Annotated in this window: 21 protein-coding genes; 15 read left to right on the forward strand and 6 right to left on the reverse strand. The window is 38.1% G+C overall.

The annotated features are described in order from the left end of the window. Positions 1–75 precede the first annotated feature (75 nt). Entirely contained in the window at positions 76–384 is a 309-nt protein-coding gene (locus ACQ96U_RS23350) for a hypothetical protein (protein WP_431723685.1), read from the reverse strand. Positions 385–474: 90 nt separating this feature from the next. Between ACQ96U_RS23350 and ACQ96U_RS23355 the strand changes: the two genes are divergently transcribed. The 4 genes from ACQ96U_RS23355 to ACQ96U_RS23370 all read left to right on the forward strand — a co-directional run bounded on the left by ACQ96U_RS23355 (position 475) and on the right by ACQ96U_RS23370 (position 3,311). Beyond that, complete coding sequence (locus tag ACQ96U_RS23355; RefSeq protein ID WP_431723686.1) at positions 475–786, forward strand: hypothetical protein; 312 nt, start codon at positions 475–477, stop codon at positions 784–786. 33 nt (positions 787–819) lie between these two features. Continuing rightward, positions 820–1,278, forward strand: coding sequence for a hypothetical protein (locus ACQ96U_RS23360; protein WP_431723687.1), 459 nt, complete (start codon positions 820–822; stop codon positions 1,276–1,278). 222 nt (positions 1,279–1,500) lie between these two features. Then, the gene (ddlA, locus tag ACQ96U_RS23365) at positions 1,501–2,598 is read left to right on the forward strand and encodes a D-alanine--D-alanine ligase (protein ID WP_431723688.1); all 1,098 of its coding nucleotides are present in this window, start codon (positions 1,501–1,503) and stop codon (positions 2,596–2,598) included. 152 nt (positions 2,599–2,750) lie between these two features. Beyond that, entirely contained in the window at positions 2,751–3,311 is a 561-nt protein-coding gene (locus ACQ96U_RS23370) for a GNAT family N-acetyltransferase (protein ID WP_431723689.1), read from the forward strand. Between the two features lie 87 nt (positions 3,312–3,398). On the opposite strand, the gene ACQ96U_RS23375 is transcribed toward ACQ96U_RS23370, so the two are convergent. The 3 genes from ACQ96U_RS23375 to ACQ96U_RS23385 all read right to left on the reverse strand — a co-directional run bounded on the left by ACQ96U_RS23375 (position 3,399) and on the right by ACQ96U_RS23385 (position 7,451). Further along, positions 3,399–4,049, reverse strand: a complete 651-nt coding sequence (locus ACQ96U_RS23375) for a hypothetical protein (protein WP_431723690.1) — start codon at positions 4,047–4,049, stop codon at positions 3,399–3,401. A 36-nt stretch (positions 4,050–4,085) separates the two neighbouring features. Beyond that, the gene (locus tag ACQ96U_RS23380) at positions 4,086–5,753 is read right to left on the reverse strand and encodes a methyl-accepting chemotaxis protein (RefSeq protein WP_431723691.1); all 1,668 of its coding nucleotides are present in this window, start codon (positions 5,751–5,753) and stop codon (positions 4,086–4,088) included. 381 nt (positions 5,754–6,134) lie between these two features. Continuing rightward, positions 6,135–7,451, reverse strand: coding sequence for an MATE family efflux transporter (locus ACQ96U_RS23385; RefSeq protein ID WP_431723692.1), 1,317 nt, complete (start codon positions 7,449–7,451; stop codon positions 6,135–6,137). A 519-nt stretch (positions 7,452–7,970) separates the two neighbouring features. Between ACQ96U_RS23385 and coxB the strand changes: the two genes are divergently transcribed. The 4 genes from coxB (at position 7,971) to ACQ96U_RS23405 (ending at position 12,237) form a co-directional block, all read left to right on the forward strand. Then, complete coding sequence (gene coxB / locus ACQ96U_RS23390; RefSeq protein WP_431723693.1) at positions 7,971–9,104, forward strand: cytochrome c oxidase subunit II; 1,134 nt, start codon at positions 7,971–7,973, stop codon at positions 9,102–9,104. A 17-nt stretch (positions 9,105–9,121) separates the two neighbouring features. Then, on the forward strand, positions 9,122–10,705 hold the full coding sequence (gene ctaD / locus ACQ96U_RS23395; RefSeq protein WP_431723694.1) for a cytochrome c oxidase subunit I: 1,584 nt from the start codon (positions 9,122–9,124) through the stop codon (positions 10,703–10,705). Between the two features lie 33 nt (positions 10,706–10,738). Continuing rightward, positions 10,739–11,263 (forward strand): cytochrome c oxidase assembly protein, encoded by a 525-nt coding sequence (locus tag ACQ96U_RS23400; RefSeq protein ID WP_431723695.1) that lies wholly within the window; start codon positions 10,739–10,741, stop codon positions 11,261–11,263. 86 nt (positions 11,264–11,349) lie between these two features. Further along, positions 11,350–12,237, forward strand: coding sequence for a cytochrome c oxidase subunit 3 (locus ACQ96U_RS23405; RefSeq protein ID WP_431723745.1), 888 nt, complete (start codon positions 11,350–11,352; stop codon positions 12,235–12,237). Positions 12,238–12,486: 249 nt separating this feature from the next. Here ACQ96U_RS23405 and ACQ96U_RS23410 read toward each other — a convergent pair whose 3' ends face one another. Then, positions 12,487–12,762, reverse strand: coding sequence for a twin transmembrane helix small protein (locus ACQ96U_RS23410; protein ID WP_431723696.1), 276 nt, complete (start codon positions 12,760–12,762; stop codon positions 12,487–12,489). A 25-nt stretch (positions 12,763–12,787) separates the two neighbouring features. Here ACQ96U_RS23410 and ACQ96U_RS23415 point away from each other — a divergent pair, with 25 nt between their 5' ends. From ACQ96U_RS23415 to ACQ96U_RS23435, 5 genes are all read left to right on the forward strand, one after another. Continuing rightward, a complete protein-coding gene (locus tag ACQ96U_RS23415) occupies positions 12,788–13,516 on the forward strand; it encodes an SURF1 family protein (protein ID WP_431723697.1) in 729 nt (242 codons plus the stop codon). A 32-nt stretch (positions 13,517–13,548) separates the two neighbouring features. Continuing rightward, complete coding sequence (locus tag ACQ96U_RS23420) at positions 13,549–14,133, forward strand: hypothetical protein (protein WP_431723698.1); 585 nt, start codon at positions 13,549–13,551, stop codon at positions 14,131–14,133. Positions 14,134–14,221: 88 nt separating this feature from the next. Continuing rightward, positions 14,222–15,385 carry a COX15/CtaA family protein gene (locus ACQ96U_RS23425; protein WP_431723699.1) on the forward strand — a complete coding sequence of 388 codons (1,164 nt, stop codon included), beginning with the start codon at positions 14,222–14,224 and terminating at the stop codon, positions 15,383–15,385. Next, positions 15,382–16,269 (forward strand): heme o synthase, encoded by an 888-nt coding sequence (gene cyoE, locus ACQ96U_RS23430; protein WP_431723700.1) that lies wholly within the window; start codon positions 15,382–15,384, stop codon positions 16,267–16,269. The genes ACQ96U_RS23425 and cyoE overlap by 4 nt, the downstream gene beginning before the upstream one ends. A 5-nt stretch (positions 16,270–16,274) precedes the next feature. Then, entirely contained in the window at positions 16,275–16,940 is a 666-nt protein-coding gene (locus ACQ96U_RS23435) for an SCO family protein (RefSeq protein ID WP_431723701.1), read from the forward strand. Between the two features lie 248 nt (positions 16,941–17,188). On the opposite strand, the gene ACQ96U_RS23440 is transcribed toward ACQ96U_RS23435, so the two are convergent. Further along, positions 17,189–17,326, reverse strand: a complete 138-nt coding sequence (locus tag ACQ96U_RS23440; protein WP_431723702.1) for a hypothetical protein — start codon at positions 17,324–17,326, stop codon at positions 17,189–17,191. 532 nt (positions 17,327–17,858) lie between these two features. Between ACQ96U_RS23440 and ACQ96U_RS23445 the strand changes: the two genes are divergently transcribed. Beyond that, positions 17,859–18,305 carry a thiol-disulfide oxidoreductase DCC family protein gene (locus ACQ96U_RS23445; RefSeq protein WP_431723703.1) on the forward strand — a complete coding sequence of 149 codons (447 nt, stop codon included), beginning with the start codon at positions 17,859–17,861 and terminating at the stop codon, positions 18,303–18,305. Next, positions 18,289–18,705, forward strand: coding sequence for a DoxX-like family protein (locus ACQ96U_RS23450; RefSeq protein WP_431723704.1), 417 nt, complete (start codon positions 18,289–18,291; stop codon positions 18,703–18,705). Before ACQ96U_RS23445 ends, ACQ96U_RS23450 begins: the two co-directional genes overlap by 17 nt. Positions 18,706–18,731 lie beyond the last annotated feature (26 nt).

The following is an 18,731-nucleotide window of genomic DNA, read 5'->3' on the forward strand; positions in this document are numbered from 1 at the left end:
TATAATCCTCACTTAAAACCTCCTCTTTAAAATAACTCAAAATGCTTCTCAAATATCCTGTTTACTACCGTGATATCAAGAACCTCTATGTCTTTTTTTATATTCAAACGCTTTCACACACTCAGGTAGATCATAAAACAATGGCGCTTTTTTCCCTGTTCTCGCGCCAAAGTCTCTATAAAATCGTTCACAGTACTCTCTTTCTTTGTTTTCTTTATTGACACAGTTTTCAATATGCTTTTTCCGCAAAGGTTGAAGCTTTGCCTCCCTGGCTTGCTCACATTCCTTATCTAGCTCGGCTTGTTGTTCATCACTGCTAGCAACTGTGCTATAAACCAACAATGGAAGACACAGAAAAATGAAACAAGATTGTAGTATTTTCATGTTTTTTTCTTATCTGTTAGGATCTTTATTATTGATAGTAGTTACATATAATAACGCGTCAACTACAACTAAAAACTAATGAGTCAAAATATGTCAGACCAATTTAACCGTTTTGTTGATTATATCGTTTTTATCAGACCAGCCTTGCCCTCTTCTTTTGAAGGCTCATTTTCGCTACTTGGCGCTGAAAAAACAAAGGCCTTAGGTGTACCCAATCACATACAGGCTTGGACATTTCGATGTCTACCGACTGGCAATATGCAGTTTTTATTTGATTTATTAGAAAACATCGCTAAGCAATCAAAAGATGATATTCAATACTATATAGCCAAAGTGTGTAACAGCAAAGCCTCTGAAAAGTTAAGAGAAAGCCTTTATAGTATCCCTAAAATAAAAAATTAATAAAAATCAACTGCTATCATTAAAAAATAAAATATGAAAATAGTTACTTTATTATTAACTTACTTATTAACATTTTCAGCAGCCGCTTTTGAAATGGAGGTATCACTGTTTGAAGTTACTGCTTCATCCTGCGAGAAACTAACACCTGTTGATATCCCAAGGGTTAGCAGTGACTGGAACCGTTTTAAAGAAAAAGCTAAAGTCACTATTCAAACAGATACACGAGGCAGTTTTCATTCATATATTGATACTGGTTATCATAAACTAACATTAACAGGTGATGTATCTCATAATGAAGGTAAACCACCTTTTGCTCAATTCTTTGTTACTTGGCATAATAACGATTTTTCAACCACATTTGGCGATGGTGCTAATCTAGAAAAAGGAAAAGTTAGTATATTTGGTAAGGCCTTTTCCTGTAACTCTGAAGTGCTTGGAGTAACGAATGGAAAAAATATATTCGCGTTTCTTTCTGTGAAGCGAGCAGATTAACAGTTAACTGATTTTGCCAACAATATAAAACAACATCATATTATTAGACCACAATTTCACCCAGCTATAGATATTGGCATAAAGTACACACAACAACATTATCTACATCGTATTAGACAATATAAGTGTGTATACTGAGACAGTCATATACTCATAAAGATATGAGTCATGACAAAAAATGAGTGAGCCAATCAATCTCAGACATGTATGGTGGGGTACATAATGAGCAGTAAAAAGATCAATGTTGCAATCATATTTGGAGGTAAATCTGCTGAACACGAGGTATCCCTTCAATCAGCAAGAAATGTGTATAAGGCTATTGACAAAGAGAAATATAACCCCATTCTCATTGGCATTGATAAATCAGGAAAGTGGCTTTTAAATGAAGACAGTAGCTTTTTAATAAATGCAGATAATCCACAATTAATCAGTTTAAATGCCTCGCAACACCCCATCACCTTAGTCCCCGAATGTAATGGACAAATCTGCAGTACCCTTAATCAACAACACGTTAATACTATTGATGTTGCTTTCCCTATCCTCCATGGCCCACTTGGTGAAGATGGCACTGTACAAGGTTTTTTAAAACTAGCAAATATTCCTTTTGTTGGCTCAAGCGTTTTAGGTTCAGCGGTAGGTATGGACAAAGATGTGATGAAGCGGCTACTCCGTGACGCAGGTATTCCGATTGCTAAATTTCTGACATTACATGTTAGTGATGAGCAACCCAGCTTTGAAACGCTTGTTCAACACTTCGGTCTCCCATTATTCATTAAACCCGCCAATATGGGCTCATCAATAGGTGTTCATAAAGTTAAAAATGAGTCAGACTATCAACATGCACTGAAAGATGCTTTCTCCTTTGATGTCAAAGTCATTATTGAGGAGTATATTGAAGGTCGTGAAATTGAATGCGCTGTTCTAGGAAACCAGCATCCAATTACATCTACTGTTGGTGAAATTATCACTAACCATGAGTTTTATGGATATGAAACTAAATATATTGATGAAAATGGTGCGACAATAGAAATACCAGCACAACTTTCTGACGATACGCTAAATCAAGCTAGAGAAGTAGCACTACGAACATTTAAAGTCTTATCATGCGAAGGCTTGGGCCGTGTGGATATGTTTTTAACTGCAAGTGGAAAGATTTTTGTTAATGAAATAAACACAATGCCAGGCTTCACTCAAATAAGTATGTATCCCAAGCTTTGGGAGGCTTCTGGTATTAGTTATCCTGCACTGATTGATAAGTTAATACAACTGGCATTAGAGCGACACGAACAGAGTAAACGATTAAAAAACAGTTACCTGTAAATACTTGTGTTAAAGTTAATTGATTATTATACCTACAACAGTGGTTTTTTAGGGGCTACTCAGAGCTATCAACACATTCGATAAGGCTCACTACTGCCCCTTCAGCAAAGACCATGTTACAATCGGTAGCTATTAAATAATACAGAAGTACTATGAAATTTAACGTATTGATTTATCCTGAAAACATTGTTCCAATAGCGTTTCGCGCACAAGCCAATAGTATTCTTGCCCAAGCCTGGCCAGAACACAATGATTTCTCACATGATCCATTACTAAAACCCATATCCATGTTGCTGGAAGCGAATAATAAAATTTATGCCACACTGGATATCCTTTCCAAAGATTTCCGTCACCAAAATGAAAATTACTCTGCAAGTGGATTAAGCTGTGTCGCCACCGCACCTAATGAAAGAGGCAAAGGCTACGGGAAAATGTTGGTCACAGCCGCATATCAGCTAATAAGACAAAATAATTCCGATATCGGTCTATTTACTTGTGATACATATCTAGAAAAATTCTACACTACCTGTGGTTGGGATATTTTAGAGAACACTCACTTGATAGGAGGCACACCAAAGGAACCATTTTCAAGTGAACAGTTTGATAAAGTTACGTTAGTTTCTTTCTTTTCTCAAAAAGCACAAAAAAATGCTCATACTTTTAACGACTGTAATATTGAACTCTATTCTGGAGACATTGATAGGCTGTGGTAAATAAGTTTAACCATTTTTTGTCGCAAATATACTTACTTTTCCACAAATGAGTGAGTCTCTAATCAAGTTTCTTATTAACGTCTTCATCTAAGAAATTCGTGCAGTATGCATAAATACTGAAAGGCCTAACTCATTATCCATACTTGGCCAATTAGGGAGTATTTTTTGTTTTTGTTCTGCAAGCTCCCCTAAAAATTGTTGTAGCTCGCGTGATAACTTTTGACGATCAGGTAGCATAGTTTGAACAACTTCAAAAACAACTTCATCTAAAATTCGTGCGACAGAATCACCTATTATGGTATGCATGACAGCATTTATATAAGCTAGCTTATCAGGTAGCAAAGATGTATGAGCCTCATCTAAAAAGAACTCATTTATTTCTTCAAGGATTCTCATTGCTAAATACGCTTCTAACATTAATTGATGAATATCTGATTGGCGTTTAACCAAATCCATAGGCGCAATAAAAAAATTAACAATGATTTTTAGGGCAGGCAACCAGTCGTCTAAAATATGATGCTTTTTAAACAGTTTCTCAAGATGACACAGGAGTTTTGGCACTACTCTGACATAATTAAGCACAAAACCCTGTACATACGATGGGATTTCATTCTTTGGTAAATGTAAAGTTTGGCTTAAATCGGCGGCTTCGCTCACTAAGTATCGGTTGTATGCATTTAATGTGGCTTCATCTTTTAGCGTCTTATCAATAATTATGGATAATGTTTGAATAATCATTTTAGTATTTCTATAGAAGTTAACTACTCATTCAATTCACACCTTAAAGTGAAAGATTAACTCGCCTAGTTGTTTACCTTGCTCAGAGAGTTTCCCTGTCGCTTCAGCGGTTTCTTCAACACCATGAGCAACATCACTAATAATGTTTGATATCTCGGTGATATTTTGATTAATTGATTCTGAAACTTGAGTTTGCTCCTCCGCTGCACTGGCAATTTGATGGTTCATATCATTGATCACATTTACGGACTCATTAATAGCCGCTAATGCTTCCCCTGCTTTTTTGGAATACTCGACTGTCATTTGACTTTGATCACGGCTTGTATTCATCACCTTCACAGCCGTTGCTGACTCACTTTGTAAACGTGAAATCATTTCTTGTATTTCTTGTGTGCTGGCTTGTGTTCTACTGGCTAAACTTCGTACTTCATCAGCCACTACCGAAAAACCTCGACCTTGCTCTCCTGCCCTGGCAGCCTCAATCGCCGCATTTAAGGCCAATAGGTTCGTTTGCTCTGCAATACTCCCTATAACACCTAATACTGAACCAATATTTTCTGTTTCAGCATCTAAGTTATTCATGACTTCTTTCGCTTTATCCAGACTCGCCGCAAGCTCATCAATTGAACTAATGGTACTTTGTACTATTTGACTTCCTTCATCCGATTCTTCATGCGCTTTATTGGCAGCCTCAGCTGCTTGCGTTGCACTTTGTGCAACCTCGCTGGCGGTTGCCGACATTTGGTGCATTGCTGTGGCAACCTGATCAGTTTCTGATCGCTGAAGGTGCAACTGTCCACTATGGTGTTTTGTTAATTGATGTATATTTTGTGTGGCCTCTTGAACTGACTGAGTCGTATCTCTGACTTGAACAATAATTTTGTGTATCTTCTCAACAAAATGATTAAAAGCGATGGCTAGCCGATCTACCTCAGTGTTGCCATTTGCAATAAGCCTCTTCGTCAAATCACCATCGCCTTCAGAAATATCTTCCATTAATGCAACAGATTCTTGTAACGGACGCGTTATTGAATAAGTTATCCATATACTTGAAAATAATGTGACTAATAAAGCAACCAGTGTCCCGCCAAAAATAATACCCAATAAGTACGTTTGTTGCTGTGATACTTTCTCTTCCATTAAAGCAATTTGTTGATCGATATCCGTAATATAAAAGCCGGTACCTATTACCCACCCCCACTTATTGAGGTCAACACTATAGGAAAGTTTCGTCTCATTTTTACTACTACTCGGGTTTTCCCAAAGATATTGGGTGTAGCCATCTTTATTTCGAGCAGAATCAATTAAGTCTTTAATAAGAGGGTTTCCTTCAGCATCTTTTAAATCAATTAAATTTTTTCCTTCAAGCTCAGGTTTCGGGCCAAGAACAACATTGGTACCATCATAACGATAAACAAAGAAATAGCCTGAATCACCATAGCGCAAATCTCTAAGAATAGTTTTCGCTTGCTCTTTGTTATCATCTGAACCACTACCTTCATAAAGTGGCTTAATAGCAGTAAGTGCAATATCAATATACTGCTTTAATTCATTTTGCTTACTCTCCATCATTTGCTGACGTGTTTGTTCTAACTGCGTATTGCCAAGATGATCCATTCCATAATACGCAAGCAAACTTACCAACAGTGCTACAAGCACCATCGGTACCGTCGCTAATAACATCATCTTTTGTTTAATATTCATATGCTTATCAACTCAAATCTACACTAATATTTCCTTTACTGCGCGTATAGATCCTGTCTAAAACCTCACCCTTTATACCTTTTAAACAAGGAGGGTTACGGAGTTGTGGACATTAACTTTCTACCTACAGCTAAGTCCATTAAGCAGCAGGAATAGCATACCTCTCTGAGGATGTTCCTTGTATTTACCCATTACTCATTAGGCATTATGCGTGTATAAGTATAGAGCTTTTTTAGAAGAGCATTTATATTCTGGAAAGGTTGAAGCTAAAGACACCACCCTTATCTATGAAATCTTATTTTTTCTGGCAAAAAATACCCTAGGGCCTGTTAACTGGTTAACTGGTTAACTGGTTAACTGGTTAACTGGTTAACTGGTTAACTAAATGCTTGTTAATCGACGCTTTTTGGCAAGAAGGTAATAACTCGCACACATGAGGACACTTCGAGCAAAGCTAAAAGCATAAAAAGCTAACCAAAGTCCATGATTACCTAATGGTTTTGCTAAATACCAAACTGGCAGAAAAAAACACAAGGTTGCAGCAAGCGTTGTGTTCTGCATAACATCAGTCCTCGCCAGACCAATAAAAACACCATCCATCCAATAACTCCATACTGCTACTAGGGGTAACGCAATGAGCCAGGGTAGATAATGTCCAGCTTCTTGACGAATTTCGTCGATATCTGTGAGGAGTGAAATGATTATTTCTCCTCCTAGATAAAACGCTATGAAAAAAAGGGCTGCCATAATTGCAGACCATAATCCTGTTGTTCGAACCGTCGCTTTAAACAGGCTTTTACTTTTTTCTCCTATGGCTTTACCTGTTAAAGCTTCTGCAGCATGTGCAAAACCATCTAATCCATTTGCTATAAAAAGGAGAAAATTTATAAGTATTGCGTTTGACGCCAAAACTGTATCGCCCAAACGAGCCCCTTGGGCAGTAAAAAACGCAAAACTGAATAACAAACTTAAACTACGAAAAAATAGGTGGCGATTAACACTCAATAACTGAACAAAACCGGCTTTATAATATACGCCAGAAAAATCGAATGAAATGCCTTGTTCACGCAAAACACGAGCAACTAAATATAACCCAAATCCCATACTGACATAATCTGCAAATACTGTAGCAAGCGCTACACCTTTTGCAGTCATTCCAAACTCTATAACGAATAAAATATCAAGCACAATATTCAGGCTATTTGCCAGTAACATTAAATATAATGGCGCACGCGCCTTGTGCATACCAATTAACCACCCTAATAATGCAAAATTTATCAAAACAGCAGGCGCGGAATAAATTCGAGTAAAGTAATAGTTAGCAAACTCAGCGTTGACCGAGGACGATGGTTGAAAAAAAGTTATACTCAATAAAAAAAGCGGTTTTGCAAACAAAATAAGTAATAAACCGATTAAAACTGCGAGTATTAATGACTGAAAAAGAATTCTTATAATCGATCTTGAATCTCTTGCTCCATAGGCTTGTGCTATCAAACCAGTGGTACCCATTCGGAAAAACCCCATACTCCAATAAATACAACTGAATACTGAAGCACCAATCGCCACAGCTCCTAAATAAATAGGTGAAGGTAAGTGTCCTAATACAGCTGCATCGACTAATCCTAATAAAGGAGTTGTCACATTGGCAATTATCATCGGCCAAGCAAAGCGCCATACATCATTATGAATATATTTCATAGAATAAATAAGTTAGGGTGTTGTCATAAAGGCTGCAATTTACAAATGACCAAAAAAGCGCATTAATACACATGTAATGTCATTCAATTTTAACAAACAGATTTATTATACCTAATTAGCATTATTACTGTCATAAATTAGACCAAATTTATTCTTAAACTAGCTATAACCCACAGTGAATGCTGTATCTTGGTAAATCAGTTGATGTATACATTCTGACATACCCACAATGATGGATATGCTGTGGGCATGGGCATTCAGCTATGTTACTTATAATTAGCACTCACTAATAATAAAGCTGCGAACAAACGCGACCCTTTACCTAAGCTGTTGCTTTTGTGGTAAAGGGAGATAATAAGGTGCTGACTAATAAGACAGAACCATTAACGCTAAAGAAGTGAAGGGTATAAATCAACCAAAATTATTATTAATACACGTGTACACAGCTTAAGTGAAAGTAAAAGCTATAAATTGAGAATGTGAACAGCCTGTAATCATACTTAAACCAGGGGACATGGAATGTTGTTAGCACTGCGTCAACGTCAGCTGTTGGGGCTTGGCTTACTATGGTGTACTGGGTACGCTCAAGCAGACTGGGCTACCAATATGCGTGAAGGAGTTACCGCCGTAAGTCAGTCAATCTATAACTTGCATATGACAATATTTTGGATTTGTGTTGTCATTGGCATAGTTGTCTTTGGAGTCATGTTTTGGTCGATGCTGATGCATCGCAAGTCTAGAGGAGCTAAACCTGCCACTTTTCACGAAAATACACTGGTTGAAATTATTTGGACCACAATTCCTTTCTTAATTCTGGTCGGTATGGCGATCCCCGCTTCTAAAACACTTATTGAGGCCTATAACGCAGATGAAGCTGAAATTGATATTAAAATTACAGGTTATCAATGGAAGTGGAAATATGACTACCTTAATGAAAAGATAGGTTATTTCAGTAATCTCAGTACCCCTCGTGATGAAATAAATAACCTCAAGCCAAAGAATGCAAACTACCTATTAGAAGTTGACGAACCTGTTGTCGTTCCTGTCAACAAAAAAGTACGCTTTCTCATCACCTCGGCAGATGTTATTCACTCATGGTGGGTTCCTGAACTTGCGGTAAAAAAGGATGCAATACCTGGGTTTATTAACGAAGCCTGGACGAAAATAGAAAAGCCTGGAACGTACCGGGGACAATGTACAGAGCTATGTGGTAAAGACCACGGCTTTATGCCCATTGTTATCGAAGCAAAGAATGAAAAAGATTACCAGCTTTGGTTAGCCTCAAAACAAGAACAGGCAGAGAAAGAGAGAGAACTCACTTCAAAAGAATGGACCATGGATGAGCTCATGGCTCGAGGTGAAAAAGTCTATAATACGACGTGTGCTGTCTGTCACCAACCCAATGGCGAAGGAATGCCACCCGTATTTCCTGCCCTCAAAGGCAGTGCTCTTATCACCACAGGGGATATCAAAGACCACATCAATATTATCGTCAATGGTAAACAAGGCACTGCCATGCAAGCCTTTGGCAAACAGCTGAGTGAAGTTGATATCGCTGCGGTTACCACGTTTGAACGTAATGCATGGGGTAATAATAAAGGCGATATGGTTACACCTCAGGATATCGTGAAATTTAATGAGGCAGCTCAGTAACTCAAGGGAGATAGATTATGAGTGCCGTATTAGAAGGACATACGACAGATCATCACCATGGACCTGCAAAAGGTTTATGGCGCTGGGTGCTAACTACTAACCATAAGGACATTGGTACCCTTTATTTATGGCTCAGCTTTGCCATGTTTTTATTTGGTGGCACCCTGGCCTTTGTTATTCGTGCTGAACTGTTTCAACCTGGTCTGCAAATAGTAGAACCTAACTTTTTTAACCAAATGACCACGATGCATGGTTTAGTCATGGTGTTTGGGGCCGTTATGCCAGCCTTTGTTGGTTTAGCCAACTGGTTAGTACCCATGATGGTTGGTGCACCTGATATGGCGATGCCCAGAATGAACAACTGGAGCTTCTGGATTCTGCCTTTTGCTTTTGCCATGTTAAGTAGCACCTTATTTATGGAGGGTGGCGGCCCTAACTTTGGCTGGACGTTTTACGCACCGTTATCCACAACTTATGCACCCCCTTCAACTGTATTATTTATCCTATCAGTACACATGATGGGGATTTCTTCAATTATGGGTGCTATTAACATCATAGCTACGGTGTTAAACCTACGTGCTCCAGGCATGACGTTAATGAAAATGCCTTTATTTGTCTGGACCTGGTTAATTACCGCCTTTTTGTTAATTGCGGTTATGCCTGTACTGGCAGGCGTAGTAACGATGATGCTGATGGATATCAGTTTTGGCACTAGTTTTTTTAGTGCTGCAGGTGGTGGAGACCCTGTGTTATTCCAGCATGTATTCTGGTTTTTTGGTCATCCAGAAGTGTATATCATGATATTGCCAGCTTTTGGTGTCGTTTCTGCAATTATCCCAGCTTTTGCTCGTAAACCACTGTTTGGTTATACCTCGATGGTTTATGCCACCGCCTCCATTGCATTTCTTTCGTTTATTGTATGGGCACACCATATGTTTACCGTAGGTATGCCAATAACAGGTGAGCTTTACTTTATGTATGCCACCATGTTGATTGCGGTTCCTACCGGGGTAAAAGTTTTTAACTGGATAACGACCATGTTTAAAGGCTCATTAACTTTTGAAACCCCCATGTTATTCGCTACTGCCTTTGTCATTTTATTCACCATTGGTGGTTTTTCTGGGTTGATGCTGGCTATTGCACCCGCAGACTTCCAATATCACGACACCTATTTTGTTGTTGCCCATTTCCACTATGTGTTAGTGCCAGGAGCCATCTTTGGCATTATGGCCGGTATTTATTATTGGTTACCCAAATGGACTGGACATATGTACGACGAAATGTTGGGCAAAGTTCATTTCTGGCTGTCGTTCATTGGTATGAACCTGGCGTTTTTCCCAATGCATTTTACTGGTTTAGCAGGCATGCCACGTCGTATTCCTGATTATGCTTTACAATTTGCCAACTTTAATATGCTTTCCAGTGTGGGAGCCTTTCTTTTTGGTTTTACCCAACTGTTGTTTTTATTCATTGTGATTAAATGCATTATGGGTGGCAAAAAGGCCAGTGCCAAACCTTGGGAAGGTGCTGAAGGCTTAGAATGGATGTTACCTTCTCCTGCGCCCTATCATACGTTTACAACACCTCCTGAAGTGAAATAACTAACCTAATATGAAATAACAAATAGTATGGCTATGGATAGCTCAGTCAAAAAAACCACATTAAAGTTAGTCTTACTTACATTGGCAATGTTTTGCTTTGGTTTTGCGATGGTGCCACTTTACGATGTGTTTTGCCAGGTAACAGGCATTAATGGCAAAACTAACAGTTCACCCTACCAATACCAGACCGAAAAAATTGCCGTCGATGATAGTCGTACAGTAACTATTCAGTTTGTCACGAATAATAATGATGGAATGGGATGGGAGTTTTACCCAAGAACGACTGAGCTAAAAGTGCACCCTGGTCAATTTAATAGTGTGATTTTTTTTGCGCATAACCCTTCAAAGCAAGCCATGGTCGCACAGGCGATACCAAGTATCACGCCTTTTGATGCAGCTGATTATTTACATAAAACCGAGTGTTTTTGCTTTAGCCAACAGCCTTTAGCATCAGGCGAAGAAGTGGATATGCCGATGCGCTTTGTGATTGATCAAGCACTACCTAAGCACATAAAAAAACTCACACTATCTTATACGCTATTTGATGTTACCCCATAACAGTCTAATTAAGTGGAGGCAGCCATATGGCAAATGAATCAAATAACAGTGAGCCTGCTGCCAGCACTGAAAACCGGAGAGAAGACATGGCAAGTCATCCTACCTACTACGTCCCCGATCAAAGTAAGTGGCCTATTATTGCCTCAGTTGGGTTGTTTTTAACCATGTATGGTGCTGGCAACATGCTTATTGACAGCCATGCAGGAAAAGAATCCAGTGCCCACTGGATTCTTTTCCTTGGTGGCCTCACTATGGCTTTTATGTTATTTGGCTGGTTTAGCAATGTAATAAAAGAAAGTCGTAGTGGACTTTATAGTCCACAAATGGATCGTACATTTCGTTGGGGAATGACCTGGTTTATTTTTTCTGAAATAATGTTCTTTGCAGCATTTTTTGGTGCGCTTTTTTATGTAAGAACATTCACAGTACCCTGGCTTGGTGGTGAAGGTGAAAAAGGTATTTCTGGTCATTTGCTGTGGCCTGAGTTTCAAAATCAGTGGCCGCTCTTAACCAATCCAGATAATAGCCTTTATCCTGGAGCATCAGAAGTCATTGATCCTTGGAAGCTCCCCCTGCTCAATACCGTATTACTTGTACTATCTAGTGTGACAGTAACCATTGCTCACCATGCATTACGTGAAAATAAACGAAAAATGGTTATTGGATGGCTTGCTGTTACCCTTGTACTGGGTTTCAGTTTCCTTTTTTTCCAAGCAGAAGAGTATATTCACGCCTATAACGAGCTAGGACTGACTTTAGCTGCAGGTATTTACGGATCCACATTTTTTATCCTGACTGGATTCCATGGTGCACACGTAACACTGGGCGCCATTATGCTAACGATCATGCTGCTACGTATTTTAAAAGGGCATTTTACAGCAGATAACCACTTTGGGTTTGAAGCTGCTTCCTGGTATTGGCACTTTGTGGATGTTGTCTGGATTGGTTTGTTTATTTTTGTCTACGTTTTTTAGGACTTATTTTACTCATGGCATATCTGAACTAAGCGCAAAATCAGAACAAACTAAAAGGCTGAGAAAATGAAGTGTATAACGTATCATTTCATATTTCGAAGCCTTCCTATATAAAGTTTTTTATGCCAAGTTACAAAAAGCGAAAGCTATGCTTTTGAAGCAAACGATAATAGAAGGCTTTATTCAGGTACAACTGTTTAACAATCGTTTTTAAAAGATAAGGCCAGAAAACAAGTATTCACTATTTAATCATTCACCCAGTGAATAAACCCAAGGGGACTTTGGCTGAAATTCCCCAGTATAATAACCATAAGCGAGTAGTAATAGGATAATTAAAGTCAGACCAACCCTGACCTTTAAAGAATTCACCAAACGATTCGTTTTACTACGATCATGTATTAAAAAATAGAACCCTGATGCAAGGCTAACGACTACTGCAGCTAATAGAATCAAAATAACAGTTTTAAGAATCATGAGTAATGGACCTAAACATCCTATGTTTATTAAACAAAACCAATTATCCATAATTTGTCAATAGTATTTATTCGTTATGAAGTACTTTATACGCATTGCCTTATTATCTTTAGTAACTATACCACTATTTATCTATCTTGGCTTTTGGCAGTTAGGTCGTGCAGAAGAAAAAAAGAATATACTTAACAATTACAATATCCTGAAAAAAAGTGTTCCTGTAGCTATCCATTCAGTCAACCAAATTACGTCCTTAGCTAATTACCAACCCGTTTCACTCTCAGGTAAGTTTGATAATAAGCGATTTTATCTATTGGATAACCAGATCATTAATGGACACACGGGTTATGATGTTATTATGCCATTTTATCTCAACAGTGGTGATATTGTACTTATTAATAGAGGATGGGTGCCACAAGGTATTACACGAACTAAACTACCCGTAATTGACCCTATTACTGAACAGGTTAATCTCCAAGGAAAACTTTACCAACCAAGTAACCACTTTGTCTTAAAAGAAGATATTTTAACTAATAGTATATGGCCACAAGTTATTCAACGCCTTAACCTTAAACAGCTGTATAGTACTTTATCTAGCCCTAATATTTTAAACAAAGTGATCGTACTTTCAGCAAATAGCACTTACACTTTCACTCATCATTTAAAACCTGTCAATATTTTACCAGAAAAACATACAGCGTACGCCGTACAATGGTTTGCTTTAGCATGCTTAGTGCTTATGATGGCCATTGTGACAGGATTTTACGCTTATCGACATAAGCATAACCCAATGCTAACAAGTAAATAAACGAGACATGAAGTCGCAGAAAAGGAGTTCCTATGTCATCTAATAGAAACAACAAGCTTTTACTCATTTTTATTTTATGTACACCTATTGTGGTCATGGCACTATCTTCAACCATGTTCAAAACAGGTCTTTTCGTACCCCAAACAACCACAAACCGTGGGATTTTATTAGAACCAACACTCACAGTTGATAAACTAAATATAAATGGTGGTTCTTTGTGGCTAAACAAGCAAGTAGACCCTCTTTGGTCAATAGTTATTTTGCCCACTAATAAATGTCTGAATGAATGTGAACAAGCTTTGTATCTAACCCGTCAAATTCATATCGCGTTGGGTAAAGAGGCTAACCGTGTTCAACGTATTTTGATTGATGAGCCTATTACTTCTCTTAAAGAAGAATTACACAATCAACATCCTCGACTCAATTATTTGCCTCCACAAGTACAATCTTACGATCCTTTAGAAAAACTTGTAAAACATAACTTTCCAAACGATAACGTGGGTATTTTCTTAGTAGATCCTCACGGCAATATTATTATGCAATATGGTGTAAAACAAAATGGACAGGATCTTCTTAAAGACATAAAGCACTTACTAAAGATATCACTTATTGGCTGAAGATAACAAAGGTGAAACATCCAGATTTAAAATATAAAAATATATCAAGTTGAAACGGTATTTTTTGCTGTTTATTAAGGAGATTACCATGCAAAAAAAACCCGGTTATTATTGTGCACTCATAGCAACTTTATTGGCAGGTATTGTTGTAGTTTTAGGTGCATATACTCGACTGGTAGATGCTGGACTAGGTTGCCCTGACTGGCCTGGGTGCTATGGATTTCTCACCGTACCCACAACAGAACATGATATAAACAAAGCTCAATTACGTTTTCCTGAAGCACCAGTTGAAACCCATAAAGGCTGGCCTGAAATGGTTCACCGTTATTTTGCAGGAAGTTTAGGGATTCTTATACTAGCGCTTGCAGTACATTGCTATCGTAACAGACGCTATGAAAACCAGCCTGTTAAATTACCCATCGCAATTTTATTATTAGTCATTCTGCAAGCAGCGTTTGGAATGTGGACCGTCACGCTTAAATTATGGCCACAAGTGGTTCTTGCTCACCTAATCGGTGGCTTTACAACCTTTAGCTTATTATTCCTGCTTACATTACGACTAAAAGGAAAGTCATTTACGCCAACGCAAAATAAAGAAACGATCATATCACAGCCAAGTCGAGCTCATAATCCCTTTCCCCACCTAACAAGTAGAAAAAATCAGACTGACATATTAGCAAAGGCAAAGGTGCTTGGAACGGGTGCTCTATTTATCTTAATCAGCCAAATAATGTTAGGAGGATGGACAAGCTCTAATTATGCAGCACTTGCCTGTATTGACTTACCAACCTGTCATAACACCTATTGGCCAGAAATGGACTTTGCATCTGGCTTCAACTTACTACAAGAGATTGGTCCAAACTACCTTGGAGGTCAATTAGAGAGCGATGCACGGACAGCAATACACTTTACCCATAGAATGGGTGCAGTCATAACGACTTTTTATTTATTATTTTTAATACTGTGGATTAAACAAAAATTATTACCATCACTAATCCATGAACGAAAGAGTATACGCAATGCATTACTCATAGTATTTGCTGCGCTTTCTATACAAATAAGCTTGGGTATTAGCAATGTTATTTGGCTACTTCCGCTCAGTATAGCGGTAGCACATAACGCAGGAGGAGCATTATTACTGCTCAGTTGTATTCTACTATGTTATCGTCTTTTTCAAATCAATAATAATAAACAACTCAACGTACTAAATCTCCACGAGATGCCTCACTCAACAGGAGAGCTCACACCATGAATAATACACTCCCCATTAAACAAACAGCAAAATGGCAAGATTATCTCGAGTTATGTAAACCAAAAGTCGTTGCGTTGTTAATGATGACAGCGTTAATAGGCATGCTTTTAGCCTCAGAATCATTGCCTGCATGGCATATTCTGCTATTCGGTAATTTAGGTATTGCTTTTTGCGCTGCATCTGCTGCAGTCATCAATCATCTTGTGGATAAAAAAATTGACCTTGTTATGGCTCGCACCCAAAACCGTCCTATTGCTCAAGGACGAGTAGAACACCAACAGGCCATCATTTTCGCATCAATTCTTGGCCTATTAGGCATGTGTGTTTTGGTGTGGTTTGTCAATGCATTAACTGCATGGTTAACACTCGCTTCTTTGATCGGCTATGCTGTGGTTTATACACTTTTACTAAAACGAGCAACACCACAGAATATTGTGATCGGTGGTTTGGCTGGAGCAGCTCCACCACTACTGGGATGGTGTGCTGTTACAGGAGAAATTCATGCTAATGCATTATTACTGGTATTAATTATTTTCGCTTGGACACCGCCTCATTTCTGGGCTCTAGCCTTACATAGAAGAATTGAATATGCCTCAGCGAATGTTCCTATGCTACCCGTTACTCACGGTGAAAATTATACAAAATTACATATACTGCTTTACACTCTTTTATTAATTATTATTACTGTCTTTCCATTTTTAACCGGTATGGCCGGTATTTTTTATTTAACATCAGCCCTTCTACTTGGGGGACGCTTCATTTACTGGTGTAACCAATTATTTAATGAAAAAAACAAAAAAGCAGCTATTAACACATTTAAGTTTTCCATTACCTATCTCATGCTGTTATTTAGTTCACTTCTTATAGACCACTACACAGGATAATAACCATGCCAAAGGGAATTAAACTAACTGTTATTGGCCTCATCATATTCGTCGCACTGATCCTCGGGCTTTTAGTGAACAGAATGATGACACCAGCACCGCTAGATCGAGATCAGCTAAGACTTCAAGGCGCCTATATTTTTGATACCCCACGCACTTTCGAAAATATACATTTAGTTTCACATCGGGGTAAAGATATTAATAAAAATTCGTTTAAAAACAAGTGGACACTTGTTTTTTTTGGTTATACGTTTTGCCCTGACATTTGCCCTACAACCCTTACAGAACTTGCATCCCTAAAAAAAATGCTCACTGAACACTACCAACAACTGTCAAATGAAGTAAATTTTGTCTTTATTACAGTAGACCCATTACGTGATACACAAGAGCAACTAGCGGGTTATCTCCCTTTTTTCGGTGACTACTTTACTGGCGTAACAGGCTCAATTAAAGATATTTACAATCTAGCAACTCAGCTTAATGTACCCTTTAACCCGGTCACCAAACCTAAAAAAGAAAATTATTTAGTCGATCATAGTGGAAACCTGCTTCTTTTAAATCCAAAAGGAGATTACCATGGTTTTATAAAGCCACCTTTAGAGCCTACAAAAATTGCTAATATTTTATCCGTAGTTAATCAGGATTTCAAACAGCATATAAAAGAAAGCTAACTTATTTTTATTCACGCTGGAATTAACACTAATAAAAATGCCAACTTGGCTATAACCCGCCCCAGCACTAAAGATATAACGAACAGAATACGCCACTGATTGGGATCACTTCACCCAATCAATGGCGACCACACCTTAACTACATAACATGTAGTTATACCTCTCACAAATCTTTTTTATAACCTCAGAACACAAGAAGGTTATTAATCACTTATTAATATACTTAGTGAAACCCATTTTACGTATTGCTACTGAATCCTTATTTTAAATACATTTACTTTACTATTTGGATTATGCACTACAGCTTTAACAGGACAACGTCCTCTTGTTGGGTAACCAAAAAACCATTCCGTATAACGATCATCACCATTCTTACCAACAGTCACAGCCTTGTATCCTGGGTTTGAGCAACCAATGAAATAAAATCAATAATTTTACTTTTATCGTATGCTACCCATGTTTCTGTTACAGGCATGTAAACATTTATTATATTATAAGCTTTTTACTGCAAAAAACCTTCATCCAAAAAAGGATGGACTACTTTTGAAGCATTCCGCCAGATAGTTAACAGCATACTTAAATCAGTACGTTTATAAGAACGAATATCTAAAGTCATTTTTTACACTTTAAGCTTTATTTAATATTTACTACTTATGGTATACCAACGGTATCACTCTATTGCCGATATACTAACTACACTGATTCCTATTGGCTTGCTAGCCACTATTTTTAATAGTGTTCTTTTTTTAGCAAGCAAAAATAAGGCAAATTAGTCATATCTCCAGTCCTTATTATTGCACTCTAGCCATAACTTTACTGAAAAGACGTCTAAGCATAAATATGATCACCACAAAGAACATATATGATATAATCAGTCGTCTTAGTAAACGTTCAGCCTGTGCGCTTGAGGTTAATACCATGACTCAGCAGCAAAAGTTACCACCAGGTATTCGGCCTACTGATAAGGTAGTACTGTTCGATGGTGTATGCACACTTTGCTCTGCATGGGCACGCTTTCTCATTCGGTTTGATCACAAACAAATATTCAAGTTAGCTACCGTTCAGTCTGCTGAAGGTCAGGCTATTCTTAAGTGGTTTGGGTTACCAACCGACACCTATAAAACCATGATACTGATCGAAGACGCCTCACTTTATACTAAATCAACGGCTTTCTTCAGAGTGATGATGCGCTTACCACTTCCTTGGCCTATAACTTGTGTAGGCTGGATTGTACCCGCCTTTCTCCGAAACTGGTTTTATGATCGAATAGCCCTTAATCGTTACCTGTTGTTTGGCCGCAATGATACCTGTGTTATGCCAACCAAAGACCACTCATCAAGGTTTCTCAATGGTCAAACAGACTAATTCTCTGGCCTACCTCCTCTGTCGTACAACAATTTCTTTTATCTGGTTATATCATGGCTTGATTCCCAAGCTTTTATGGCCTCATAAGGATGAGATAGCCATGAATATGACACTAGGCCTATCTTATGATGAAGCATTAGCGGTTGCACAGGTTGGAGGTCTGCTGGAAATAGGCATGGCAATCATTTTGTTGTTTTTTTGGCAAAAAAAATGGCCATTAGTCGCTACCGCTGCCGCCATGGTTGGGCTACTTATCTTTGTAACTATCGCAACACCTCAACTGTTAACGGGAGCATTTAATCCTGTAACCACCAATATCAGTGTATTTGTTCTAGCTTTCACGGCATTAATACTTCACCAGCCGACGAAAATGACTCAAGGTAGTTATAATAAGGTATAACATACCAAACATCTCATAGATCAGCT

It is taken from the genome of Zooshikella sp. RANM57, assembly GCF_050749885.1.
In the GTDB taxonomy this organism is placed as follows: domain Bacteria; phylum Pseudomonadota; class Gammaproteobacteria; order Pseudomonadales; family Zooshikellaceae; genus Zooshikella.

Excerpts from the sequence above, each read along its gene's own strand:
- ACQ96U_RS23350 (WP_431723685.1), bottom strand. The coding sequence starts at position 384 with ATGAAAATACTACAATCTTGTTTCATTTTTCTGTGTCTTCCATTGTTG.
- ACQ96U_RS23355 (WP_431723686.1), top strand. The coding sequence starts at position 475 with ATGTCAGACCAATTTAACCGTTTTGTTGATTATATCGTTTTTATCAGA.
- ACQ96U_RS23360 (WP_431723687.1), top strand. The coding sequence starts at position 820 with ATGAAAATAGTTACTTTATTATTAACTTACTTATTAACATTTTCAGCA.
- ddlA (WP_431723688.1), top strand. The coding sequence starts at position 1,501 with ATGAGCAGTAAAAAGATCAATGTTGCAATCATATTTGGAGGTAAATCT.
- ACQ96U_RS23370 (WP_431723689.1), top strand. The coding sequence starts at position 2,751 with ATGAAATTTAACGTATTGATTTATCCTGAAAACATTGTTCCAATAGCG.
- ACQ96U_RS23375 (WP_431723690.1), bottom strand. The coding sequence starts at position 4,049 with ATGATTATTCAAACATTATCCATAATTATTGATAAGACGCTAAAAGAT.
- ACQ96U_RS23380 (WP_431723691.1), bottom strand. The coding sequence starts at position 5,753 with ATGAATATTAAACAAAAGATGATGTTATTAGCGACGGTACCGATGGTG.
- ACQ96U_RS23385 (WP_431723692.1), bottom strand. The coding sequence starts at position 7,451 with ATGAAATATATTCATAATGATGTATGGCGCTTTGCTTGGCCGATGATA.
- coxB (WP_431723693.1), top strand. The coding sequence starts at position 7,971 with ATGTTGTTAGCACTGCGTCAACGTCAGCTGTTGGGGCTTGGCTTACTA.
- ctaD (WP_431723694.1), top strand. The coding sequence starts at position 9,122 with ATGAGTGCCGTATTAGAAGGACATACGACAGATCATCACCATGGACCT.
- ACQ96U_RS23400 (WP_431723695.1), top strand. The coding sequence starts at position 10,739 with ATGGATAGCTCAGTCAAAAAAACCACATTAAAGTTAGTCTTACTTACA.
- ACQ96U_RS23405 (WP_431723745.1), top strand. The coding sequence starts at position 11,350 with ATGGCAAGTCATCCTACCTACTACGTCCCCGATCAAAGTAAGTGGCCT.
- ACQ96U_RS23410 (WP_431723696.1), bottom strand. The coding sequence starts at position 12,762 with ATGGATAATTGGTTTTGTTTAATAAACATAGGATGTTTAGGTCCATTA.
- ACQ96U_RS23415 (WP_431723697.1), top strand. The coding sequence starts at position 12,788 with ATGAAGTACTTTATACGCATTGCCTTATTATCTTTAGTAACTATACCA.
- ACQ96U_RS23420 (WP_431723698.1), top strand. The coding sequence starts at position 13,549 with ATGTCATCTAATAGAAACAACAAGCTTTTACTCATTTTTATTTTATGT.
- ACQ96U_RS23425 (WP_431723699.1), top strand. The coding sequence starts at position 14,222 with ATGCAAAAAAAACCCGGTTATTATTGTGCACTCATAGCAACTTTATTG.
- cyoE (WP_431723700.1), top strand. The coding sequence starts at position 15,382 with ATGAATAATACACTCCCCATTAAACAAACAGCAAAATGGCAAGATTAT.
- ACQ96U_RS23435 (WP_431723701.1), top strand. The coding sequence starts at position 16,275 with ATGCCAAAGGGAATTAAACTAACTGTTATTGGCCTCATCATATTCGTC.
- ACQ96U_RS23445 (WP_431723703.1), top strand. The coding sequence starts at position 17,859 with ATGACTCAGCAGCAAAAGTTACCACCAGGTATTCGGCCTACTGATAAG.
- ACQ96U_RS23450 (WP_431723704.1), top strand. The coding sequence starts at position 18,289 with ATGGTCAAACAGACTAATTCTCTGGCCTACCTCCTCTGTCGTACAACA.